General features: G+C 60.9%; 12 protein-coding genes and 1 riboswitch. Of the genes, 9 read left to right on the top strand and 3 right to left on the bottom strand.

Features of this window, described 5'->3' with window-relative positions:
* Positions 1 to 73: 73 nt before the first annotated feature.
* Together putA and wrbA are read left to right on the top strand one after the other, a co-directional pair.
* Positions 74 to 3,724: a bifunctional proline dehydrogenase/L-glutamate gamma-semialdehyde dehydrogenase PutA gene (putA, locus tag LKE90_RS13480; RefSeq protein WP_291491935.1), complete on the top strand. Its 3,651-nt coding sequence runs from the start codon at positions 74 to 76 to the stop codon at positions 3,722 to 3,724.
* 287 nt (positions 3,725 to 4,011) lie between these two features.
* The gene (gene wrbA / locus LKE90_RS13485) at positions 4,012 to 4,611 is read left to right on the top strand and encodes an NAD(P)H:quinone oxidoreductase (RefSeq protein WP_291491934.1); all 600 of its coding nucleotides are present in this window, start codon (positions 4,012 to 4,014) and stop codon (positions 4,609 to 4,611) included.
* A gap of 52 nt (positions 4,612 to 4,663) precedes the next feature.
* Here wrbA and LKE90_RS13490 read toward each other — a convergent pair whose 3' ends face one another.
* Both LKE90_RS13490 and LKE90_RS13495 read right to left on the bottom strand, forming a co-directional pair.
* The gene (locus LKE90_RS13490) at positions 4,664 to 5,590 is read right to left on the bottom strand and encodes a LysR family transcriptional regulator (protein ID WP_291491933.1); all 927 of its coding nucleotides are present in this window, start codon (positions 5,588 to 5,590) and stop codon (positions 4,664 to 4,666) included.
* Between the two features lie 150 nt (positions 5,591 to 5,740).
* Positions 5,741 to 6,673 (bottom strand): alpha/beta fold hydrolase, encoded by a 933-nt coding sequence (locus tag LKE90_RS13495; protein WP_291491932.1) that lies wholly within the window; start codon positions 6,671 to 6,673, stop codon positions 5,741 to 5,743.
* A 185-nt stretch (positions 6,674 to 6,858) separates the two neighbouring features.
* Positions 6,859 to 7,012, top strand: a riboswitch (FMN riboswitch).
* A 95-nt stretch (positions 7,013 to 7,107) separates the two neighbouring features.
* Here LKE90_RS13495 and ribD point away from each other — a divergent pair.
* Genes ribD through LKE90_RS13520 form a run of 5 tightly spaced genes read left to right on the top strand, consistent with a single transcriptional unit; the run spans position 7,108 to position 10,981 of the window.
* The gene (ribD, locus tag LKE90_RS13500) at positions 7,108 to 8,154 is read left to right on the top strand and encodes a bifunctional diaminohydroxyphosphoribosylaminopyrimidine deaminase/5-amino-6-(5-phosphoribosylamino)uracil reductase RibD (protein WP_291491930.1); all 1,047 of its coding nucleotides are present in this window, start codon (positions 7,108 to 7,110) and stop codon (positions 8,152 to 8,154) included.
* Positions 8,155 to 8,162: 8 nt separating this feature from the next.
* Entirely contained in the window at positions 8,163 to 8,765 is a 603-nt protein-coding gene (locus LKE90_RS13505; protein WP_291491929.1) for a riboflavin synthase, read from the top strand.
* A gap of 8 nt (positions 8,766 to 8,773) precedes the next feature.
* Positions 8,774 to 10,057 (top strand): 3,4-dihydroxy-2-butanone-4-phosphate synthase, encoded by a 1,284-nt coding sequence (ribB, locus tag LKE90_RS13510; protein WP_291492054.1) that lies wholly within the window; start codon positions 8,774 to 8,776, stop codon positions 10,055 to 10,057.
* A 27-nt stretch (positions 10,058 to 10,084) separates the two neighbouring features.
* Positions 10,085 to 10,567, top strand: coding sequence for a 6,7-dimethyl-8-ribityllumazine synthase (ribH, locus tag LKE90_RS13515; RefSeq protein WP_291491928.1), 483 nt, complete (start codon positions 10,085 to 10,087; stop codon positions 10,565 to 10,567).
* An 18-nt stretch (positions 10,568 to 10,585) separates the two neighbouring features.
* Positions 10,586 to 10,981 (top strand): hypothetical protein, encoded by a 396-nt coding sequence (locus tag LKE90_RS13520; protein ID WP_291491927.1) that lies wholly within the window; start codon positions 10,586 to 10,588, stop codon positions 10,979 to 10,981.
* Positions 10,982 to 11,300: 319 nt separating this feature from the next.
* Here the strand turns inward: LKE90_RS13520 and LKE90_RS13525 are convergent, their stop codons facing one another.
* On the bottom strand, positions 11,301 to 19,517 hold the full coding sequence (locus LKE90_RS13525; RefSeq protein ID WP_291491926.1) for a Hint domain-containing protein: 8,217 nt from the start codon (positions 19,515 to 19,517) through the stop codon (positions 11,301 to 11,303).
* 647 nt (positions 19,518 to 20,164) lie between these two features.
* On the opposite strand from LKE90_RS13525, the gene gyrA reads away from it, so the two are divergent.
* Positions 20,165 to 22,954 (top strand): DNA gyrase subunit A, encoded by a 2,790-nt coding sequence (gene gyrA, locus LKE90_RS13530; protein ID WP_291491925.1) that lies wholly within the window; start codon positions 20,165 to 20,167, stop codon positions 22,952 to 22,954.
* Positions 22,944 to 23,456, top strand: coding sequence for a pantetheine-phosphate adenylyltransferase (coaD, locus tag LKE90_RS13535; RefSeq protein WP_291491924.1), 513 nt, complete (start codon positions 22,944 to 22,946; stop codon positions 23,454 to 23,456). Before gyrA ends, coaD begins: the two co-directional genes overlap by 11 nt.
* Positions 23,457 to 23,550: the final 94 nt, after the last annotated feature.

Below are 23,550 nucleotides of genomic sequence, written 5' to 3' on the forward strand. Positions count from 1 at the left end.
TGATACCGCAACCAGATAGGTCAGCATCGCATCAGGGCTGACACTCTGGCCGGCCTTTTGGAATGTCGGTCCCATGCCAGCAACGCGCTCTCCCGATTCAGTCTCCGCCTCTGACTTTTCCTCCCTGCCGCCGTTGAGAAAGGCCATCATCAACGCCTTTCGGCAGCCTGAGAGCGCGTGTATCGAGGCTCTGACACCCGCTGCGACCCTCTCGGACGAGCAGAACGCCGCCGCGACCGGCATCGCGTCCCGTCTGACGGAGACCCTGCGCGCCCGCCGGAATCCGGGACTCGTTGAAACGCTGGTGCAGGAATTCTCCCTGTCCACGGTGGAAGGCGTGGCGCTGATGTGTCTCGCCGAGGCGCTGCTGCGGATTCCGGATACGGCGACACGCGATGCGCTGATTCAGGACAAGATCGGGGAGAGTGACTGGCTCTCGCATGTCGCGCGTGGCAAGCCGATGTTCGCCAATGCAGCGGCATGGGGGCTGGCGCTGACCGGACGGCTGATGGGCGAGCATGACGAGAAGCGCCTGTCCGGTGCGCTCATGAGCTTTGTCGAACGCAGCTCCATGCCGGTGGTCCGCAGGGCCGTCGATGCGGCCATGCGTCTGATGGGCGAGCAGTTTGTGCTCGGACAGACCATCGAACAGGCCCGCAGGAACAGCCGGAAGCTGGAAGAGCTGGGTTTCAGCTATTCCTACGACATGCTGGGAGAAGCGGCTTTTACCGCCGCCGATGCCGAACGTTACCGGCAGGATTACATCAAGGCGATCGACGTGATCGGGAGCAGCGCCAGTGGCGCGAATGTTTACGAACGGCCCGGTATCTCCATCAAGCTGTCGGCGCTGCATCCCCGCTATTCCCGCGCCCAGCGCGATCGGGTGATGAACGAGCTGTTGCCGATCGTACAGGATCTCGTGCTGCGGGCGCGGCGCTATGACATCGGGATCAATATCGACGCCGAGGAAACGGAGCGTCTCGACCTCTCGCTCGATATTCTGGAAGCGCTGTGCGCCACGCCGGGGCTGGAAGGCTGGAACGGCATCGGCTTTGTGGTGCAGGCATATGGAAAGCGTGCGCCCTTCGCGCTGGATTTCATCATTGACCTTGCGCGCCGGACGAAGCATCGCATCATGGTGCGTCTGGTCAAAGGCGCTTACTGGGACAGCGAGATCAAGAAGGCGCAGGTTGAGGGGCTGAGTGACTTTCCGGTCTATACCCGCAAGTGCCACACCGACATCAGTTACATTGCCTGCGCCCGCAAGCTGCTCGACGCACGGGATGCGATCTTTCCCCAGTTCGCCTCGCACAACGCCCGTACGATGGCGACCATCTACACGCTGGCAGGCCCGGACTTCCATGTCGGGTCCTACGAGTTTCAATGCCTGCACGGTATGGGCGAGCCGCTCTACCGTCAGGTGGTCGGCGCGGACAGGCTGAATCGTCCGGCCCGTATCTATGCGCCCGTCGGCACGCACAAGACGCTGCTGGCCTATCTCGTGCGTCGTCTGCTGGAAAATGGCGCGAATTCGTCGTTCGTGAACCAGATTGGCGACAGCGCCATTCCGGTGGCGCGACTGGTTGAAGACCCGCTGGACGTTGCACGACGTTATACACCGTATGGCGCGCCACATTCGGAAATTCGTAGGCCGCAGGACATGTTTGCGCCGGAACGCGCGAATTCGGCTGGTGTTGATCTGGCGGATGATCGCGTTCTGTCCGAACTGGATGCGGGTATCCGCAGTGCTCCCCGCACGCTGGAGGCTGGCCCGATTGTCTCAGGCAGGACGATCACCACTGGACCGAAGCAGGATGTGACCAATCCGGCTGACCGACGCGATGTTGTGGGAGCGGTCGTCTGGGCGACGCCGGAGGTGGTGACACAGGCTGTGGATGCCGCCGTGAACGGTCAGGCGGCATGGGCGGCAAAGAGTCCTGCCGACCGGGCTGCTGTTCTTGCAAAAGCCGCTGATATTCTGGAAGAACGTCATCCGGCGCTGATGGCTCTTCTCGGGCGTGAGGCGGGAAAATCCCTGCCGAACTCCGTGGCTGAAGTGCGCGAGGCTGTCGATTTCCTGCGTTACTATGGCGCGACCATCCAGCGTGATTTCAACAACGACACGCACAGGCCGCTGGGCGTGGTGACGTGTATCAGCCCGTGGAATTTCCCGCTGGCGATTTTCCTGGGACAGGTCTCGGCGGCCCTTGCGGCGGGCAATGCCGTGATTGCGAAACCGGCTGAAGAAACACCGCTGATTGCAGCCGAGGCCGTGAAGATCATGCACGAGGCAGGCGTACCTGTGGATGTGCTGCATCTGCTGCCGGGCGAGGGCGATGTTGGAGCCGCAGCCGTGGCCGATGAGCGCGTGATGGGCGTGATGTTCACCGGTTCGACGACGGTGGCCCAGCTTATCAACCGTCAGCTTGAGGGGCGTCGCACGGCCACAGGGCAGCCTGTTCCGTTTGTTGCTGAAACGGGCGGTCAGAATGCGATGATCGTTGATTCATCCGCGCTTGCGGAACAGGTGGTTGTCGATGTGCTGGCGTCCGCTTTCGACAGCGCTGGTCAGCGTTGTTCGGCGCTGCGTGTTCTCTGCGTGCAGGAAGACTGTGCCGACCATATCCTGACCATGCTGCGTGGGGCGATGGACGAGCTGCGGATTGGTAATCCGGCGGAACTGTCCTGTGATGTCGGGCCGGTCATCACGGAGGAAGCGGCGGCGGGAATCACGAAACATATCGAGATGTTCCGCAAGCGTAAAGCGCCGGTTACGTCCCTGAAACTGCCGGAGGAATGCGCGCATGGCAGTTTTGTTCCGCCAACCCTGATCGAGGTTCACAGTCTTCGTGAAATCGGTCCGGAAGTCTTCGGTCCTGTGCTGCATGTTGTGCGTTATCAGCGTGACCAGTTGGATGCGTTGCTGAATGATATCAATGGCACCGGGTATGGTCTGACATTTGGTCTGCACACACGTCTGGATTCCATGGTGAAACACGTGCTGTCACGGATTGATGCTGGCAATCTCTACGTTAATCGTAACACCATTGGCGCTGTCGTCGGTGTGCAGCCGTTCGGTGGGCGCGGACTGTCCGGGACGGGACCGAAAGCAGGCGGCCCGTTGATCCTGCGCCGTCTGCTGTCGGGCGTTCCGGCTGTCGAAAAGACGGCTGTCAGTCAGGTGACGCCGGAGAAGACGATGTGGACGGACTGGCTGTGTGGCCGTGGCGATGTGCGCGCCCAGAAAGTGTCGCATGACTGCGCCAATCAGTCGCTTCTTGGCGTAGAGCGTGTTCTGCCGGGTCCAGTCGGTGAACTGAACCTCTATCGCCTGACGCCGCGAGGGGCGGTGCTGTGCATTCCCGTCACGCAGGAAGGACTGTTTGACCAGATTTCTTTCGCCCTGTCAGGCGGAAACAGGGTGCTTGTTCTGGCGTCTGCCGATCTGACGGGATGGATCGAGACGCTGCCTTTCAGGCTGAAGCCAGCGATCCGTCTTGTGACAAGCGCGACCGCCGAACCCTGTGCGGTTCTGCTTGGAGAGGAAGATAATGCGGTCTTCCGGCAGGCGCGCAAGGAACTGGCGGAGAGCAATGGGCCGATTGTCCCGGCCTATCTGACTGGAGTGTCCCTGCCGCACTCTGAAAATGTGCTGGAGGAGCAGTCCCGCAGCACCAACACGACGGCGGCAGGTGGAAACGCCAGTCTGATGACGCTGGGGTGAAAACTTTTTCACAAAAAATCATTAAATTGTAAGAAAGTTTTTGGTGAAGTTTTTTTCAAAGAAGCTTCAGAAACGCCATCTTTTTGGAAAAAGGCGGCATCCAGAAACTTTGATAGTTAATAAGATGATTCGGACAGGTGCCTCAAAAGCGAAAAACCGGAAGCGCAGCCTTTCCGGTTTTTCGCTGGTCGTGAACCCGGGGCGGGATATGGTGCGAGACTGAAAACGTCGGATGGACCAGAGCCCCGTCGGGTCGTCTGGGTCCGACTTGCTGACAGGTGATCGCGATGACCAAGGTTCTCGTTCTGTATTATTCCTCTTATGGCCATATCGAGACGATGGCGCACGCCGTGGCGGAAGGTGTGCGCGCTGCTGGAGCGCAGGTCGATGTGAAGCGGGTGGCCGAACTGCTGCCGGAAGATGTCGCGAAAAGCAGCCATTTCAAGCTGGAACAGTCCGCGCCTGTAGCGACCCCGGCCGAGCTGGTCGAATATGACGCCATCATCGTCGGCGCTCCGACGCGTTTCGGTCGTCTTCCTTCCCAGATGGCGAATTTCTGGGACCAGACCGGTGGACTGTGGGCGAAAGGCGCGCTGCTCGGCAAGGTTGGCGCGGCGTTTACGTCGACGGCCAGCCAGCATGGTGGTCAGGAAACCACACTCTATTCCATCCTCACAAACCTGATCCACCACGGCATGGTGATCACCGGCCTGCCTTACAGCTTTCAGGGTCAGTTGACGCTGGATGAAGTGGCGGGCGGCTCGCCTTACGGCGCCACCACCATCGCCGCGGGGGACGGTTCGCGTCAGCCGAGCGCTGTCGAACTGGATGGCGCGAAATATCTGGGCGGTCATGTCGCCGGTATTGCGTCCAAACTGCTCGGCTGAGGACTGCACGGCTATATAACCGGACGGGGCATGAACGATCATGCCCCGTCTGTCAGTCAGAGGCTTTGCTCTCCTGTGCCCATGGCATGGTGGTGAAAGCCTGCATCAGATAATCCATGACCGTGGTGACACGCAGTGGACGACGCGTGCTCGGCGGCGTGATCAGGTAGATGCCGATCGCGGGCAGCCCCCAGTCCGGCAGAAGCGAGATGAAACGGCCATCCCGTAATCCCCGCCAGACCATGAATTCAGGAAAAAACCCGTAGCCGAGACCGGCTTCCAGAGAAGGGAGAAACGCCTCCGCATTGTTGGCGCGTATCAGGGCCTGCTGGGAGAGCGCGAAAACATCACCGTCCTGATGGATGAGTTTCATGCTGCCGGGCGTATTCGTGTTGGTGTAGACAAAGCCTTTAAGCTTTGAGAGTTCTTCCGGATGCGTGATGGGTCCGACCTGACCGCACCATGCCGGAGTGGCGACGAGCATCAGCCGCACCGAGCAGAGTTTTCTGACTTTCAGAGTTGAATCCGCAAGGGATGTGATGCGGATCGCCATGTCGAACCCGTCCGCGACGACATCTGTCAGCGCGTCGCTGAAGTGGATGTCGAGTTCAAGATCCGGGTGACGCTCCAGCAGGGCAGGCAGCATGGGAGAGAGGTGATCGACCCCGAAGGTCATCGGGGCCGCAATCCGGACTACGCCGGAGGGAATCCGCGTGCTGTCACGGGCTTCGCTCTCCGCGGCTTCGGCGTCGGCCAGCATGCGCCGGGCATGAAGCAGCGTATCGCGCCCGGTCTCGGTCAGTGAAAGCTGGCGGGACGTGCGGTTGAACAGCGCAATACCGAGATGCGCTTCCAGTCGGCTGACGGCCTTGGAGACGGTGGGGGTGGAAAGCTGGATGGCCTCAGCGGCTCTGGCGAACGAACCATGCTCGGCAACCTTGACGAAAATGGCCCAGGCTTCGAAGTCCGGCAGGCGCATGGCTGTTCGCATCCTTGTTTGTGGCCATCACAGAGAGGTGTCCGTGATGGCACTCATGGGAAGATGCGTCCAGCGACCAGCCGGGCGATCCACTCTGTCAGGTCGGTCCCCATGCAGTGGAAAACAGGCCGGTCGGGGGCTGTATGCCGGTTATGGCGTCGGGAGTTTCAGGAAATTGATGACTGCTGCCGAGAACAGCTCAGGATTCTGTAGAAAGGCGAAATGGCTTACATTCGGCAGGATCAGCAGCCCGGCCTGAGGGATCACATGCGCGATGTGCTGGATGTGGGGAAGATGGATCATCTCGTCATGATCGCCGTCCACGATCCACATCGGCGTGGTGATGGCGGCGACCTGCGCGTCGCTCCAGTTTGGCTGATCCGACCACATATGCTCAATGCTGGACTCGAATTTTCCAAACCGTCCCGGCGAGGGGGAAAGGTGACGATATTCCTGTTTCGTGCGGGCGATGAACGCCTGCACTGTCGGCGTGCTCTCCGCCGAGGTGTCCACGCCATCCGTCGTGATGTTGGGCGCGAAGGAGAAGACGCGGGTGATGTGGTCGGGGTGACGCAGCGCCAGATCGATGCCCTGTATCCCGCCGTCACTCCAGCCAACAACCGCCGCCCGCCCGATCTTCAGGTGTGTGAGCACGGCTACGGCGTCGTCCGCCATGCGGTCATAGCCGATGGGCGTCCTGCCGAGCGAGCTGCGTCCGTGTCCACGGGAGTCCACGACGATCACCTGATAATGCGCCGCCAGCAGGGCGCGGGCCAGTCCACTCATATAATCCGAGTTTGCAAGGCCGCCATGCAGCAGCAGAACCGGCTCACCGTCTCCGGCCTGTGCGTAATAGATTTTCGCACCATCATCCGTTCTGACATATCCGCTCTGGACCGGCAGGCCATTGGCGTCAGCGGATAGGGGGGAAGGCGTCGGAGGCAGGGTTTTCCACAAGGGCGTACCTGAGGGCACATCTGGAGCGGCGACAGTCTGGGCGCAGGCGCCAGAAGAAAGGGTGAGCAGCACGGTTCCTGTCGCAAGCAGGTTGCGCATGGACGTGCGGACGGTCTGAAGGAACATGGCGTTTCCTGTCTGGTTGCGTGATGGAACAGGTAACGCATCACAGATGTTTCCGTCTGACAACGGTCCCTTCGGCATGTCGGCAAACAGACATTTCAGGGGGAAACCACGATAGTTGAGTCATCGTGAAGTGACGCTTCATGAAAAGTTTCTTGCTTTTTCCGTATACAGGCCCACATAGTTGCAGACGTTCTCAGGGCGGGGTGCAATTCCCCACCGGCGGTAATCGCTTCCGAAAGGAAGCGGAAGCCCGCGAGCGCCTGCCTCTCACGGGGCAGGGTCAGCAGATCCGGTGTAATTCCGGAGCCGACGGTATAGTCCGGATGAAAGAGAACAGCGGAGCAGAACAGACGCCCTTGGTGTGTCCTGTGACTGCGGCCGTTCGTCCGCCCTGATTCGACGTGTGTGCTGTGTCGTAGTGGCGGACGAGGTGAATGACCGACCGTTCTGTATTCCATCAGGTGGGAAAAGCGTTTCAGACCGCGCTGGCGGAGGCGCGCCGTTTTGTCGGCGCGACTGCCCCCAATCCGCCGGTCGGCTGCGCCCTGCTTGACGCGGAGGGGACCATCCTCGCCGTGGCCGCCCATCATAGGGCCGGAGCGCCGCACGCCGAAGCCAACGCTCTGCGGGTCTGCGCTGAACGCGGCCTGACTGACCGCATTGCCACAGCCCTTGTCACTCTGGAGCCCTGCAATCACACGGGCCGGACGCCGCCCTGCTCGGAAGGTCTGCTTGCGACACCGGTCAAAACCGTCTGGATCGCCTGCGCTGATCCCAACCCGAAAGTGGCTGGTGGCGGCGCAGCAAGACTGGAAGCGGACGGTCGTGAAGTGCGCTGGCTTGAGCGTGAACAGCACCATATTCCTGATGGCCGGATTCTGGTCGCCCAGTGCCGGGGGCTGATCGCTCCCTTCATTCGCTGGAGTGTGGACCAGCGTGCGTGGCTGACAGTGAAACAGGCCGTCAATATTGACGGGCTGATGGTGCCGCCCACGGGCAGGACCACCTTCACCTCCAATGCCGCCCTGAATCTTGCTCACCGTCTGCGTCGTGCGACAGATGCCGTTGTCACGGCTGGTGGAACCGTTCGCGCTGATCTGCCGGGGCTGGATGTAAGGCGTGTTGACGATCACATGGGCCGTAAGCCCCGCATGCTGGTTGTCTGCTCCCGCACTCAGGACGTGCCGCGGAACTGGCTGACCATGGCCGAGCGGCGTTTCGACGTGATCTTTGCTGATTCCGTCGAGGATGTTCCCCGGCGTCTGGCGGAAGCCGGTGTGCTGTGGGCGCTGGTTGAGGCAGGCCCGACCCTGCTCGGTGAACTGCGGGCGCGAAGTCTGTGGGACGACTGGCTGCGTATTGCCGTACGTCCTGACGGCAACGAGGATTTTTCAGTTGAACGGCGTCATGGCGCAACACCTCTGGCGCTCTTTGACGAGCTTGCCGGGGCCGTGGTCGCTGGCCGTAGTGAATCTGTGTGAGAGGACGTATGTTTTCAGGAATCATTGAACATCTCGGGACAGTTGCGGCCGTGCAGCCGGGAGACGCGTCCTGCATCCTCGATATAGACACGGGGATGACCGATGTGATCCTCGGCGAGAGCATTGCCGTGAACGGGGTCTGTCTGACCGCGACGGAATTCGACGAGGCAGGGAGGGTCCGCTTTTTCGTCAGCGCCGAAAGCCTCGCCCGCACGGCGCTCGGACGGCTGACGGAAGGCTCCCGCGTCAATCTGGAACGCGCCGTCACACCGGCCACGCGCCTGTCAGGTCATATCGTGCAGGGGCATGTGGATGGCGTGGCGACATTCTGCACGGCGGATCTGGTGGGCGAGGCGCGGAAGCTTGTTTTCGCGGCGCCGGCGGCCCTGCGCCGTTACATGGTCGAGAAGGGATCGATCACGCTGGATGGCATCAGCCTGACGCTGAACGCCGTGAGCGAGCCGAAAGATGGGGAATTCACCGTCGAGGTGATGATCATTCCTCACACATGGGATCACACCACGCTCGGAGCGCTTTCATCGGGTGAGCCGGTGAATGTCGAGGTCGACGTGATTGCAAAATATGTGGAGAGCGTATGTCAGTATCGTTGAAAGACAGGATGCCTCTCTCGCTGTTGCGGGCGGTCGAGGCGATCCGCGAAGGCCGCATGGTCATCATGGTCGATGACGAGGATCGTGAGAACGAGGGTGATCTCGTGATGGCCGCCGAGTTCATGACGCCTGCGGCGATGAACTTCATGGTGACGCACGGACGCGGCCTTGTCTGTCTGCCGCTCACGTCGGAGCGTGTCGAGCAGCTTGCCCTGCCGATGATGGTGAAGGTCAACAATGCTCCGCGCAGCACCGCTTTCACGGTGTCCATCGAGGCGCATGAAGGCGTGACGACCGGCATTTCCGCGCATGATCGTGCCCGCACCATTCTGGCGGCTGTCGCACCGGATGCGAAACCCGCTGATCTGGTCTCGCCCGGTCATATCTTCCCGCTGCGAGCAGCGCCGGGCGGCGTGCTGGAACGCGACGGTCACACGGAAGGATCCATCGATATCGCACGTCTGGCCGGATGTGCGCCTGCCGCTGTGATCTGCGAAATCCTGAGTGAAGACGGCACGATGGCGCGGCGTCCGGAACTGGAAGTGTTCGGACGCAGGCACGACCTGCCGATCGTCTCCATCGCCGAACTGACGGCATGGGTGCGCCAGCATGGCACGACGCCGATCTCGGAAGAAACCGTCACGGTTGATCCTGTGACCAGTTCCGTCGTGGCCGAACTGGCCGAGGCTCATCTGCCGAGCATCTATGGCGGTGAGGACCTGATGATCCACGCTTTCCGTGATGCGGAAGGCGTCGAGCATGTGGCGCTGGTGAAAGGCAACCCGGCCGCGAAGGGCGCTGTGCCGCTCGTGCGGATGCACTCCGAATGTGTGACGGGGGATGCGCTGGGGTCGATGCGGTGCGACTGTGGCAACCAGTTGCAGAAGGCGCTGCGCGAAATCGGACAGGCGGAGAGTGGCGTGCTGCTGTATGTCCGTGGTCACGAGGGACGAGGCATCGGTCTTGGCAACAAGATCCGTGCCTATGCGCTTCAGGATCGCGGGTTGGATACGATCGACGCCAACCACGAACTTGGCTTTGATACCGACCAGCGTGACTGGTCCGCCGCCGCCGCCGTTCTGCGCGATCTGGGCGTGACGGTGCTGGACCTGCTGACCAACAATCCGGCCAAGGTGAAGGCGCTGGAGGAACGCGGCTTCACCGTTCGCAAACGTGTCGGGCTGGAAGTCGCGCCGAACCCGTTCAACCGCGCCTATCTCGACGCCAAGCGGAAACGGATGGGGCATACCCTGCTGGCTGAATCCGTTCCGACTCCTCTTTCCGTTCGCTGATTTTTACTGAAAAGGTTCTTTCCTGATATGAGCACACGTTCTCCTGAATCTATGCCTTCTCTTCATCTGACCCCGGCACCGCGTCTGGCGCTGGTCGTCAGCCGTTTCAATGAGGACGTGACAGGCGGTTTGCGGAACGGTTCCATCGAGTGGCTGGGTGAACACGGCATTTCCGTCGCGGACGAGGATGTGTTCCTCGCGCCGGGCGCATTCGAACTGCCGCTTCTGGCCCAGACGCTGGCGAAGACCGGTAAATATGAAGGCGTGATCTGCCTCGGTTGTGTCATCAAGGGTGATACGGCGCATTTCGAGTTCATCAGCCTTGGTGCGACGATTGGCATCCAGCAGGCATCACTGACGACGGAAACACCGATCGCGTTCGGTATTCTCACGACCTATACCGATGTTCAGGCCGTGTCCCGTTCGCGTGCGGATGAGCATAACAAGGGCCGTGAAGCCGCTGCGGCCTGTGTTGAATCGATTGCGCTGCTGCGTCGTATCAAAGGCTGAGGCAGGGAGCGGAGCATCATGACGGGCGACCCTGTTTTGAAAAACAGCTCTTTGCCAGTGCTGGTTTCATGTCTGGTCCTGTTTTTTGGCGTGATGCTTCAGCCCGATGTCGCGAAGGCGCAGAGCCGCTATAATGGACGAGCTTCCTCGACAGCCAGCCGCATCGAAGGCTACCGTCAGAGCGGCACATCAAGGACATTGTCCAGAGTTGGTGCGGTTCCGGCCGCGCCTTCCGATGCTTTGGAAAAGAGCAGTACACGCTCCTCTCGCCCGGAACGGATTGGTGGCCCCTATCGTTCAGTGCTGACGCCGCGCACTGCGCCGACCGCGCCCACTCTGCCGCATATCGCAAAGGCTGTTGAGCCGCAGTCCTATAAAAGCGAGCACGTTCCGACCTCGACCGCAAAGCGGTAAGCTGAGAGTTGTAACAACGCTCTTTCCGTCTGATCCTGTTTCTGGAAGAGATTTTCTTGGCGTGGTTCCGAATCTCGTCAGGGGCTCGTCTGTGAAAACAGTTTGATCAACGGATCGGGATCAGGGGGCGTGGCCCCTTACAGGTGCGGGCAGAGCTGGCATAAGCGTCACTTCACAGCGCTGTTGGTTTTGCGTGGAGTTCGCGGGACGTTTCCTGTTCCTGTGAAACCATTCAGGAATCACTTCAAAGCGTCAGTGTCGGAAAGAAACGAGACTCGAAACTCTTTTGGTGCCCAGACATTGTTGCGAAACCGGCTCCTTACAGCAGAAAGAGACCATTTTCACATATCTGCCGGAAGGGCGCTCCAAGCATGGCGGCGCGCTGTGCGTAACGCGCCTGAAGCGTTGCGATGATTTCCCCTTCCCTTATCAGGGGGGCGGCCATGATCACGTCCGCGGAAGACGGCAGGGAGCCGACGTGCTGGTCGTAATTGTCGAAACCACGGCGTGACGCATCGTCATCGGTCAGGGATTCCGTCGCCACACCTTCAGCAAAAATGATGTTCTGGACGCCGATGTCGAGATGGTAATACTCCATCGCGGAACCGCTCTGTTCGATAAAAATGGTGCGGTCGTTGACGAGGGCCGCCGCCGGAACAAGCAGTTCGTCAATATAGAGCATATGCAGTTGTGAAACACGTAGATCCCGACAGGGGAGACCATGCCCCAGCGCATCAGCCCTGATGACCAGAGGTCGCAGGGCTGCGCCAAGAACCATTTGCCTGCGGCTGTATCGTCTGACGGCTTTCCAGCGTAACGTGACCATACGGCCATCAAGAGTAAGAATTCCTGTTCCTTCAAGGATATTTTCGATCAGCATCGGTCCGAATTCTGTGTCGATCCGGGTGCCCCGACAGAAACAGGCCACAGGCGCGAGTGTTATGAGGATATCGTTGCTGTTGGCGTAAAGCGGGTCCGTATCGGCCCGTGACAGGACGAAATCCCGGGTGAGATAGACATCGTCGGCCGCAGACAGATTGATCGTGATGATTCTGCCATCATCGTCAATGGTCAGAATATTGTCGGCGAAACTGACTGTGTCCGTGTCCGACCATGATGTGTTCAGCAGTTCAATGGAGCCGCCGGATGTCAGATACGTATCGCTGCTGGTTGCGGCGCTGTCGATCTGGAAAAGAGCGCCGCTGCTGATTGTCGTGTCATCAACCGTGGCGCCCGCCACACCCAGCAGGATTGCGCCTGACTCAAGGATCGTGCCCTGTCCGGTGCCGCCGGAACTGACCGTAAGACGCGTGCCGGACTGAAGCGTCACGGCGGAAACCGTGCCGCCGGAGGTGGCGCTCGTCTGTGCGGTTCCGGTGAGGATGGCGCTTTCAAATGTGCCGCCGCTCTGCGCCGTTATCGCTCCGGCGTCGTAGCTGGAGCCGCTGAGAACAGCCCCATCGGACAGGGTGATCTGGCCCGCTGTGTCCAGTGTCACGGACCGGACGGAGGCATGCGCTCCACTGAGAGACAGCGTACCGTTTTCGACCGCGATCGTGTCGGCCTGCGCATTATCGAGAACGGTGAGGGTGCCGCCGCCCGCGATAGTGGCGTCAGAGACGCTGCCGCCGGACGAGACGATTTCCTGTGCGGTCGCGCCGCTGATCGTATCCGATACTGTGGAGCCGGAGATAAAGGCGATACTGTGGTCTTCGATCAGCGTGGCGCTGGCGATGCCGCCGTCTGCCACGACGAGTGTGGAGGGAGAGGACGCATCGCTCGCCAGCGTGACGTGGATGGCGGAGCCGCCGGAACTGATGGTCAGGAGGCCGCCGCTGACCGTGCCGCCGCTTTCGAGGCTTCCGGAAAAGACGGTTTCCTGTCCACCGGATTCTACAACTGTGTTGCTGCCGATGCCGCCGGACGAGACGGTCATCACACCACCGGAGGAGACGACCGCATTCTCGCTGATGGAGGGATCACCGACTGCGAGCAGCCCACCGGAGAGAATCTCGGTCTGCCTGGCGTAACCGTCGTCATCGATTTCCATCGTGCCGCCTGAAAGCGTGACGCTGGAAACCTGTCCGCCATAAATATGGATATCACCATTGTCAGTGACCGTCGCGGCGCTGAGAACACCTCCTCCCGAGACGAGGAGTTGTCCGCCTGACACCGTCAGATCGTAGCCTGAGCCGGTCGAGACGATGGTGGTAACGGTGTTGGAGGATAGCCGGGTCGCGCTGAGAACCGCCTGATCCGTCACACTGATGAGCGTGCCGTCTGTCAGTGTCAGATTCTGGGCTATTGCGCCGGATGTCAGGGTGAGGGTGGCGTTGTCCGATAGCGAGCCGCCCGAAAGGATCGCTGCGCCAGTGAGTGTGATGGCGCCGCTCCGGGCGGTGATGCTGTCGATTTCGGCGCCATTTTCCACGGTGATCGCACCGTTGACGGTGTTCAGTCCTGAAACAGCGGCACTGTCCGTCGCCTCCAGCGTGCCGCCGTCGAGCAGACTGATCTGCCGACCCAGCGCACCTGCGCCGCTGAGCAGAAGAGCGCCGCTGATCGTGCCGCCGCTTTCGAGACCACCTGCGGAAACGGTTTCCTGCCCTCCGGCTTCGACCAGCGTGTTGCTGCCGCTACCGCCCGAGGAGAGGGTCATCACGCCACCGGACAGGACGGTGGTGTTTTCGCTGAGGGAGGAACTGCCAACCGTGAGCAGGCCGCCCGACAGAAGCTGTGTGTCGGTGGCGGAGCCGGTACTGTCGATACTCATCAAGCCGCGGACAGTCGCTCCGCTGGCTACGGCGTTTTCCGTGACCTGAAGCTGCCCACCGGATTCAACAGTCGCGGAAAGAACGGAGACATCGGCATCCTGAGCGGAGAGCAGACCGCCCGAGAGAATGGTGGCATCGTAGGACGTTGCGCCACCGCCGGTCGAACTCAGGAGATGTGCTGTGCCGTCGCTTCCGATCGTGGTGCTGTGGATCGAGCCGCTGTTATAGACTTCGATATGGCTCTGCGAGAGGACGACGCCCGAAGCCGTTCCGCCATTGATATAGGCTCCGTGATCATAAACACCGTTTGTGCTGCCTTGGGAATTGACAGTCAGATTATCGACCGTGCCTTTGACAATGATGCTCGCGTCATTGAGCGTGACGCCGGAGGCGGTGGCGTCCGCATTCACCACCATGCCATCGTTGAACACGGTCGTATCGTAGGCAGCTCCGCCCGAACTGACCAACATGAGGTTGCGGCCTGCGCCAGCGTCCGACGGGCCGCTGAGGATCGTACCGCTGACCACACCGTCAGAGGAAACCGTAACAAGGGCGCTATCCTGAATGGTGGTGGCGACGGCCGAGCCGGCAATCGTCACGGTGGCCGACCCTTTGACGGTGACGCCGGATGTAAAGCCGCCGTTTTGCACGAACAGTGACAGGGTCGGCGTGCTGGCCTCCACGCTGACGCTGACGGCGGACCCACCGGCGCTGATGGTCAGGGTGCCGTCGCTGACCGTGCCACCGCTTTCAAGGCCACCGGAGGAAACGGTTTCCCGTCCGCCGGAACTGACCTCCGTGCCGCTGCCCACGCCGCCGCTGGAAAGCGCCATTCTGCCGCCGGACGAGATGATCGTATTCTCACTGAAAGATGAAGCAAGAATCGTAAGCAGGCCGCCCGACAGAATCTGTGTGTCGCTGGCGGACCCGGTGCCGCTGACGTTCATGGTGCCGATGAGCGTCGTGCCGCTGGCGACGGCATGATCGTTGATCTGAAGCCTGCCGCCGGTTTCTACGGTCGCGGAGATGACGCTGGCGTCGGCGTTGAACGCGGAAAGCCGTCCGCCCGAAAGGATGTCGGCCGCATACGATGCCCCGCCGCCTCCGGTCGAACTCAGGACATATTCCACGCTGCCGCTTGCGATCGTGTCGTTATAAATCGAGCCGTTGTTATAGACTTCGATGTGGCTCTGTGAGCCGACAACGCCGGAAACCGTTCCGCCGTCGATGAACACGCCGTAAGGCAGGATAGCCGGATTCTGATAATTGACCGTCAGGTTTTCAAGGGTGCCCTTGACGGTCATGCCCGCGTCATTGAGCGTGACGCCCGAGGCCTGAGCGCCTGAATCGATGACAATGGTGCCGTGCGTGACGGTAGTGTTGTAGGCCGCGCCTCCGCCATAGACCCAGAAACCGTTGCTGACGCTCTCGGAACTATCAGGACCGATAACCGTCGTATCCCGGGCCACTCCTCCCGAGGAGACAATGATCTGGCCGCCATCGTAGATGGTCGTGGCGATGGCTGAACCTGAAATCACTGCCGAGGCGGACTGTTGCACGACAGTACCGGAGACGACGCCTCCGCTTTCCACACGCAGCGCTGGAGCGGCTGTTCCGGTCGCCAGCGTGACGCTGACTGCCGACCCGCCGGAACTGACGGTCAGCAGACCACCGCTGACCGTGCCGCCACTTTCGAGGCTGCCGGATGAAATGGTTTCCTGCCCCCCGGTTTCTACCAGCGTATTGCTGCCAGTTCCCCCGGAGGAGAGAATCATGACGCCGCCGGAAGAGACGATTGCGTTCTCGCTGAGGGAAGGATCGCCGACCGTGAGCAGACCACCAGACAGAACGACTGTGCTGGTCGCGGACCCGTTGCTGTCCACGTGCATCGTGCCGCTGACGACCGTGCCGCTCGCGACGGCGTCCTGAGTGACCTGAAGCAGTCCGCCTGCTTCGACTTTTGCCGACATGACCGTCACATCGTCGTTGTAGGCGGAAAGCAGCCCTCCCGAGAGGATGTCAGTATTGTATGATGTCGCGCCTCCTCCGTTGGAAAGAAGCAACTCGACACTGTTGCTTCCAACAGTGTCGTCGTAGATCGAACCGTTTCCGTAAACGGCGATGCCGCCAGCGCTGAGTGTCGATATACCCGACACGGTTCCGCCAACGACCAGCACGGCGTAATAGTTGTTGCCGCTGGGATTGATCGTCAGACCGTCAACTGTCCCGTTGATGGTCATGCCGGCCTGATTCAGCGTCACATCCGAGGCGTAGGCGCCCGAGCCGACGGTTATCTTGTCGTGGAATACGGTCGTATTGTAGGCCGATCCTCCGGAGCCGACCGTGAGGACGGTGTTCTGCAACTGGGAATCAGCTGGACCGGAGACGTTCGTGCCGCTGATGATCCCTCCGGCGGAAACCACTGCGGAAGCGCGGTCGTAGAGAGTGGTTGCAAAAGCCGAACCGGAAGAGACAACCATCGTGCCGCCGGAAGAAACGACGGTGTTTTCGGCGGTGGAAGCGCTGCCAACCGTGAGTTGGCCACCGGATCGAACCTGCGTGCCGGTGGCGGAGCCGCTGGTGCTGACAGCCATCGTGCCGCTGACAATCGTGCTGCTTGCCTGAGCAGTCTGGGTTACCTGAAGCGATCCTCTGGCTTCCACGGTCGCGGAGATGACTCGGGCATCGCTCAGATAGGCGTAGAGTGTGCCTTTGATGTCGGCGTTGTACGATGTTGCGCCACCATTGTCGCCGATGACGAATTCCTTGCCGTCGCTCCCTATTGAATCATTATAAAGCTGGCCGCTGTTATAGACCTGAATGACGCCGCTTGTTGTGGTGACGCCTGACACCGTCCCGCCGTTGACATAGGCTCCATAGATGCTCCGGGAGGTGAGGGTCAGGTTATCAAGTCTTCCGTAAACGGTCAGACTTCCGTCATTGAGTGTGACGCCGGAGGCATAGGCGCCCGAATCAACGATCATGCCTTCATGAAACAGGGTCGTATTGTAGGCCGCGCCCCCGGCGCTGACCCAGAGGAGCGTGTCGTTCAGGCTTTGATCTGTGGGACCGACGATGTTTGTGCCGCTGATGACGCCGCCGGAGGAAATCACAACATGGCCGCCAGAGGAGATGGTGATGGCGGCAGCCGAGCCGGAAATGACAGCGATGGCGGATGCCGCCACGACTGCGCCGGACACAACGCCTCCGGCTTCCACGATCAGTGAATTGGCCAGAACGTCAGTTTCCAGCGTGACGCTGACTGCGGAGCCACCGGAACTGACGGTCAGCAGACCACCGCTGACCGTGCCGCCGCTTTCGAGGCTTCCGGACGAAACTGTTTCCTGTCCTCCGGATTCCACCAGCGTATTGCTGCCAATCCCTCCGGACGAGAGGGTCATTGTTCCGCCGGAAGAGATGACTGCGTTCTCACTGAAAGAAGCGGCACCGACCATGAGAAGCCCTCCCGAACGCAACTGTGTGCCGGTTGCGGAGCCATTGCGGTAGACGTTCATCGTGCCGTTGACGCCGCCGACGGACGCGTCGCTCGCTACGGCGCCGCTGATGATTTCCAGCAGGCCACCTGTTTCGACAGTTGCTGAAATGACCTGAACATTGTCGTAATAACCGGAGAGCTTTCCGCCGGACAGGATGTCGGCGTTATACGATGTCGCGGCCATCCCTCCGTCACCGACCACGGCTTCCGTGCCGCCGCTGCTGATGATGTCGTTGTAGATAGTGCCGTTGTCGTAGACGAGCGTGCGGACGAGGTTCGAGGTTGTGACGCCTGATGCCACGCCTCCGTTCGCAATGCGTACCCTGTAAGCCCCGTTCTGGGAATTGGCAGTCAGGTTATAAGCTATTCCCTGAACGACTATACCGGCATCATTGAGCGTGATTCCGGACGCGGAGCCTCCCGCGCTGATGACCATGACGTTGTGAAATAGGGTCGTATCGTTGGCAGAACCGCCCGAGCTGACGATCACGCTATAGTTCGTGCCGGGGCCACTCGTGGTGCCGCTGACAAAGGTTGTGGGACCGCTGACATAGGTGCCGCTGGCGATCCCTCCCGAGCCGATCCGGAGAGCGCCGTTGTCGTTGACAGTCGTGGAGATGGCCGAGCCGGAAATCACAGCGACGGCGGATGCCGCCACGATCGCGCCCGATACGACGCCACCGCTCTGCACGGATAACTGCGTTGTGGACGAAGCATCGGCGGACAGCGTGACGCTGACTGCGGAGCCGCCGGAATTGACAGTAAGCAGACCACCGCTGACCGTACCGCCGCTTTCGAGGCCGCCGGATAGAACAACTTCCGTGCCGCCGGACGAAACGACAGTCGCCGACCCGATGGTGCCGATGATGGCCGAGCCCCCGGCCATGATCTGTGTCGCCGTAGCGACGCCGCCATGCTGGGAGTCGATTCCGCCAGCCTGCGAAAGCACACCACCGGAGGAGATGATGGCGTTTTCGACAAAGCCGCCATTCTGCAGGACCAGCCCACCAGACTCGACAAGATCGTTTACAGCCGAAGTCTGTTTGTAGAGTGACGTGCCGACACCCATGACGCTCTGCACGCCGCCGCTTGAGATCGTCAGGCCGCTGACAGCGCCATACAGGGTCTGGTGCGCACCGTCTTTGACGACGCCACCGTATTCCGTGGCATGAACATCAATGTAGAGAGTCGCCAGATTGCCGGAAGCCGTGGGATTATAAACCGCGACTGCCGTTCCCGTCTGACCGGCATTGAGAAACCCGTTCTCCAGAACCTGCACATCGTAAGAGACGCCACCCTTCATGACCTCAAGGGCCTGTGTCGTCGCGGTGCTGCCACCGATGATGGTGCCGCTGTCGATAGCGCCACTTTCTATGAAAACGATTGTGCCGCCATTGATCAGCGTGCCGACAGCCGTTCCGCCGCTGGTGACATCCATGAACGCGGCAGCGCTGCCGCTCGACGTCGCGGCAGCCAGAATGGTCGCGCTGGCCAACCCGCCTGACAGGACGACGACGTCCCCTCCGCTGGAAATGGTGGTGGCGTGAACCGTCACGCCTGAACTGAGGGTCAGGACGGCGCCACTGGCGACCGTGACCTGATCCGCCATATAGCCGCCGCCGGGAGAAAGGAAGAGGGAACCTCCCTGTGAAATGACCGCGCTGGAAATGAAAGCGCCGGACGTCAGAACCTTTACGACGCCGCCACTGCTGATAATCACGCCAACGGCCAGAGAGTCGGTCTCCGCCAACTGAACCAGACCACCGAACCCGACGAGTGTGTTGGACGCTGTAAAACCGCTGTCCAGAAAAAGATAACCGTTGTTGAAATAGCCGCTGGTGTCGGAAGCGCCATAAACGGTCGTGTCGATGAAAGTCCCTGAACGACCGGCTGCGCCTGCAAGGCCGGTGGCCTCGGCGCCGGAGATCAGGGCGCCCACCACCTGTCCGTTATCCAGAGTGATGCTGCCCTGGCTCGTCAGGACAGCGCCGCTGAGATAGCCGCCGCTGTCGATACGGATCGAGTAATTGTCTGCATACACGGACAGCAGCGTGCCACCGACAACACTGACTGTGCCGTGCGCCGTGACATTCCCGGCCGTTCCCCCGGAGGACACGGTCAGCCCTCCACCACTGACAACCGTGATGGTGTCGACCGTTCCTCCAGAGGAGATGGTCAGTCCCGCGCCGCTGGCAACCGTGATATCCGACAGATTCTGTCCGGAAGACACAGTGACTGTCTGCCCGGAGGCCACAGTTGCCGTCATTGTGAGTTCCTTTTGATTTTATAAGGTTTTTTCATAATTCAAGGCGATGTATTTGCGATGTGGCCCGACGGCGGCTGGGTGACGGATGGTCGTTGATCTGTACTGGACGGAAATGTCTCGGGATCAGACCGGTCCCGTGTGTCGCTGGTCCGGCCGTGAGAGGGGGCATGATCCATATGTCTGAAAGGTATCTGGTGGCGCGATGTGATCTTCAGAGCCTCTGCCCGGATATCGGCGGCGGCTGATCCGCCTCCATCTCTGCTCAGGCTCTGGTTGCGAGCGTTTTTCGCACACCGGAACGCCCGGATGCTGGTTCACAGTGCTGCTTCTGATCATACGGAAAAATTATTTTTCCTGAATAAAGATACAGTTAATCAGCATGGGGCTCGATGGTCCTCCTGTCGGACAAAGCCTGCTTGCATGAGCCATGACGAACGGGCCGGAGGCAGTCGTTCGTGACAGGCCGGTGCAGCGCCTCCGATGCGGTCCGTCACGCCGTTTTCCTGACAATAATCCCGGAAATACGGCTCGTGGTCTCAGCGCGTGAGGGGAAACAGCCGTCGCCCTTACAGCCGGACGTGCTCTGTGCTATCAGCAGGCTTCTTATTCACAGCAGGCCGTGCAGGCCGTGACATGACGGAAGAGCCTTGACCGAGAACTCAGACCTGCCCGCTTCGCCCTCCGACCTCGTTCCGGTTGCCATCGAGGAGGAGATGCGCTCCTCCTATCTCGCTTATGCGATGTCCGTCATCGTCAGCCGCGCCCTGCCGGATGTGCGGGACGGCCTGAAGCCGGTGCATCGTCGCATCCTCTACGCCATGCGTGAGAGTGGGTTCACGGCGGACAAGCCCTACCGCAAATCGGCCCGCGCGGTCGGTGACGTGATGGGTAAATATCACCCGCACGGCGACTCCTCGATCTATGACGCCATGGTCCGCATGGCGCAGCATTGGTCGATGCGCGTGAAGCTGATTGACGGGCAGGGTAACTTCGGCTCGGTTGACGGTGATAGCCCGGCAGCCATGCGTTATACCGAAGCGCGTCTGGCCAAGTCCTCTTCTTTCCTGCTTGATGACATCGACCGCGACACGGTCGATTTCCAGCCGAACTACGATGAGAGCGAGAACGAACCAACCGTTCTGCCCGCTTCCTTCCCGAACCTGCTGGTCAACGGCGCGACCGGCATCGCCGTCGGCATGGCGACCAACATCCCGACGCATAATCCGGGTGAGGTCATCGACGCGACGCTGGCGATGATCGCCAATCCGGAGATCACGCTCGAAGAGCTGATGGAGATCATTCCCGGACCGGATTTTCCGACCGGCGGCATCATTCTCGGACGGTCCGGCATCCGCTCGGCGTTCGCCACGGGCCGTGGCTCGGTCGTCGTGCGGGCCAAGGCGGACATCGAGGAAATCCGCAAGGACCGCAAGGCGATCATCATCACCGAGATTCCGTATCAGGTGAACAAGGCGACGCTTCAGGAGAAAATCGCCGAACTGGTGCGCGACAAGACCAGCGATCGCCATATCGAAGGCATCTCGGACATCCGTGACGAATCGGATCGTTCCGGCATGCGCGTGGTGATCGAACTCAAGCGTGACGCCACACCGGAAGTCGTGCTGAACCAGCTCTATCGCTTCACACAGCTCCAGAGTTCCTTCGGTGTGAACATGCTGGCCCTGAATGGCGGCCAGCCGCAGCTCATGGGCCTGCGCGACGTGCTGTCGGCCTTCATCGCTTTCCGCGAGGAAGTGATCATGCGCCGCGCCCGGTTCGACCTGAACAAGGCGCGGGATCGCGGGCATATTCTCGTCGGTCTGGTGATCGCCGTCGCCAATATCGACGAGGTGATCCGCATCATCCGTGCGGCTCCGGACGCCGCCACCGCCCGCGAGCAGCTCATGGCCGCCGAGTGGGACGCCGCCGATGTCGAGCCGCTGCTGGCGCTGATCCATGACGAGGGCAATATCGTCGTGGGCGGCAAGGTCCGTCTGACCGAAGCGCAGGCCCGCGGTATTCTGGAACTGCGTCTCCAGCGCCTGACCGGTCTTGAGCGCGAGAAGATCCAGAACGAACTGTCCGAAGTCGCCACGAAGATCAATGAACTGCTGGAGATCATCGGCAGCCATATCCGCCGCATGGAAGTCATGTGTGAGGAACTGCTGCTGGCGCGCGCTGAAATCGCCACGCCTCGCGCGACCGAAATCTCTGATTACGCGGGCGATCAGGACGATGAAAGCCTGATCGAGCCGGGTCTGATGGTCGTGACCATCACCCGTGACGGCTTCATCAAGCGCACGCCGCTTGAAATCTTCCGCGCCCAGAACCGTGGCGGTCGTGGCCGCACGGCGGCCGGGCGTCGTGGTGACGATATCGTCGTGCGTTCCTTCAACGCGCACACCCATCAGTGGGTGCTGTTCTTCTCCTCGGGTGGCAAGGCCTATCGTGAGAAGGTCTGGCGTCTGCCGGAAGCCAGTCCGACCGCGAAGGGCAGGGCGCTGGTCAACCTGCTGCCGGATCTCGGCGGCGACGAGATTACAGCCGTTCTGCCTCTGCCGCAGGACGAGGAACTGTGGGACGCCCTGCATCTCGTGTTCGCCACGGCGAGCGGCGGCGTGCGGCGTAACCGTCTCAGCGACTTCCAGAACATCCGGTCTTCCGGCCTGATCGCCATGAAGCTGGATGAGGGCGATCGCCTGATCGGTGTGGCGACCTGCCGCGAGGGTCAGGACGTGTTCCTCGCCACCCGCAAGGCGCGCTGCATCCGCTTCCAGATCACGGACGAGACGTTGCGTGTGTTCGCGGGACGCGGCTCGACCGGCGTGCGTGGTATCAGGCTCGCCAGCGGTGATGAGGTCATCAGCCTGTGCGTTCTCAACCATGTCGAGGCGACGGTCGAGGAGCGGGCGTTGTATCTGCGGGCGGCCAACGCCAAGCGTCGCGCCGAAAACGCATCGGACGAGGCGGACGCCGAGGAAATCGGCGCCGAGGCGGAAGAGGCCGTTCTCACTGAGGATTCCGCGCTTTCGCCCGAGCGTTTCGCCGAGCTTGAAGCAGCCGAGGAAATTCTCCTTACCGTCAGCGATGGCGGCTTCGGGCGTCGTTCATCGGCCTATGATTACCGCGTCAGCGGACGCGGTGGTCAGGGCATCGCCAACATGACCTTCTCCTCCAGCAAGCGCGGCTCCGAAGTGGTGGCCACGCTCCCTGTGCTTTCGGGTGTCGACGTGATGCTTGTCACCAATGCCGGGCGTTTGATTCGCGTTCCGGTCGATCAGGTGCGAGTCATGTCGCGTCAGGCCAGTGGCGTCACGCTGCTGCGTCTGGACGGCACGGAAGCAGTGACCAGCGTGTTCCCCGTTCTGGAGGATGATTCTTCCGACGGTGATGGCGATGCTGGCGCGGATGGAGAAAGCGCGGGCAATGAAGACTGAGAGACCCGCACGGGTCGGATTCTATCCGGGCACGTTCGATCCTGTGACATTCGGGCATCTGGATGTCATCGAGAGAGCGGCTCGGCTGGTTGACCGGCTGGTGATCGGGGTCGCGGTGAATGCGGGTAAAAACCCGCTTCTGCCGATCGATGAACGGGTCATCTCCATTCAGGAAGCCATCCCGCCTCTGGCGGAGCGAACTGACTGCGAGATAGAGGTTGTTGCGTTCAATGAGCTTCTGGTGGACGCGGTAAGGCGTTCCGGCGCGACCATGATCGTGCGGGGTCTGCGACTTCTGGTGGATTTTGACTACGAGGCGCAGATGCTGGGTGCCAACCGCCGACTGGCCCCCGAGATCGAGACGATTTTCCTGATGGCGTCGGAACGGACCCAGTTCGTTTCCTCGCGGATGGTGCGTGAAATCGCGAATTACGGTGGAGACATCAGGGAATTCACGCCGCCCGGCGCTGCGGAGCGGGTGACGGTGCGTCTGGGACGTTGATTCCGGAACTTTGCGTTTCTGACTTTGTGCCGTAAGCCGTTCGGAGCCGGTGCTTCTGTCTGTGCGGAGCACCGGGTTCCTGTACGTGACTGGA

The sequence above is a fragment of the Acetobacter sp. genome (genome assembly GCF_022483985.1).
Lineage (GTDB): Bacteria > Pseudomonadota > Alphaproteobacteria > Acetobacterales > Acetobacteraceae > Acetobacter.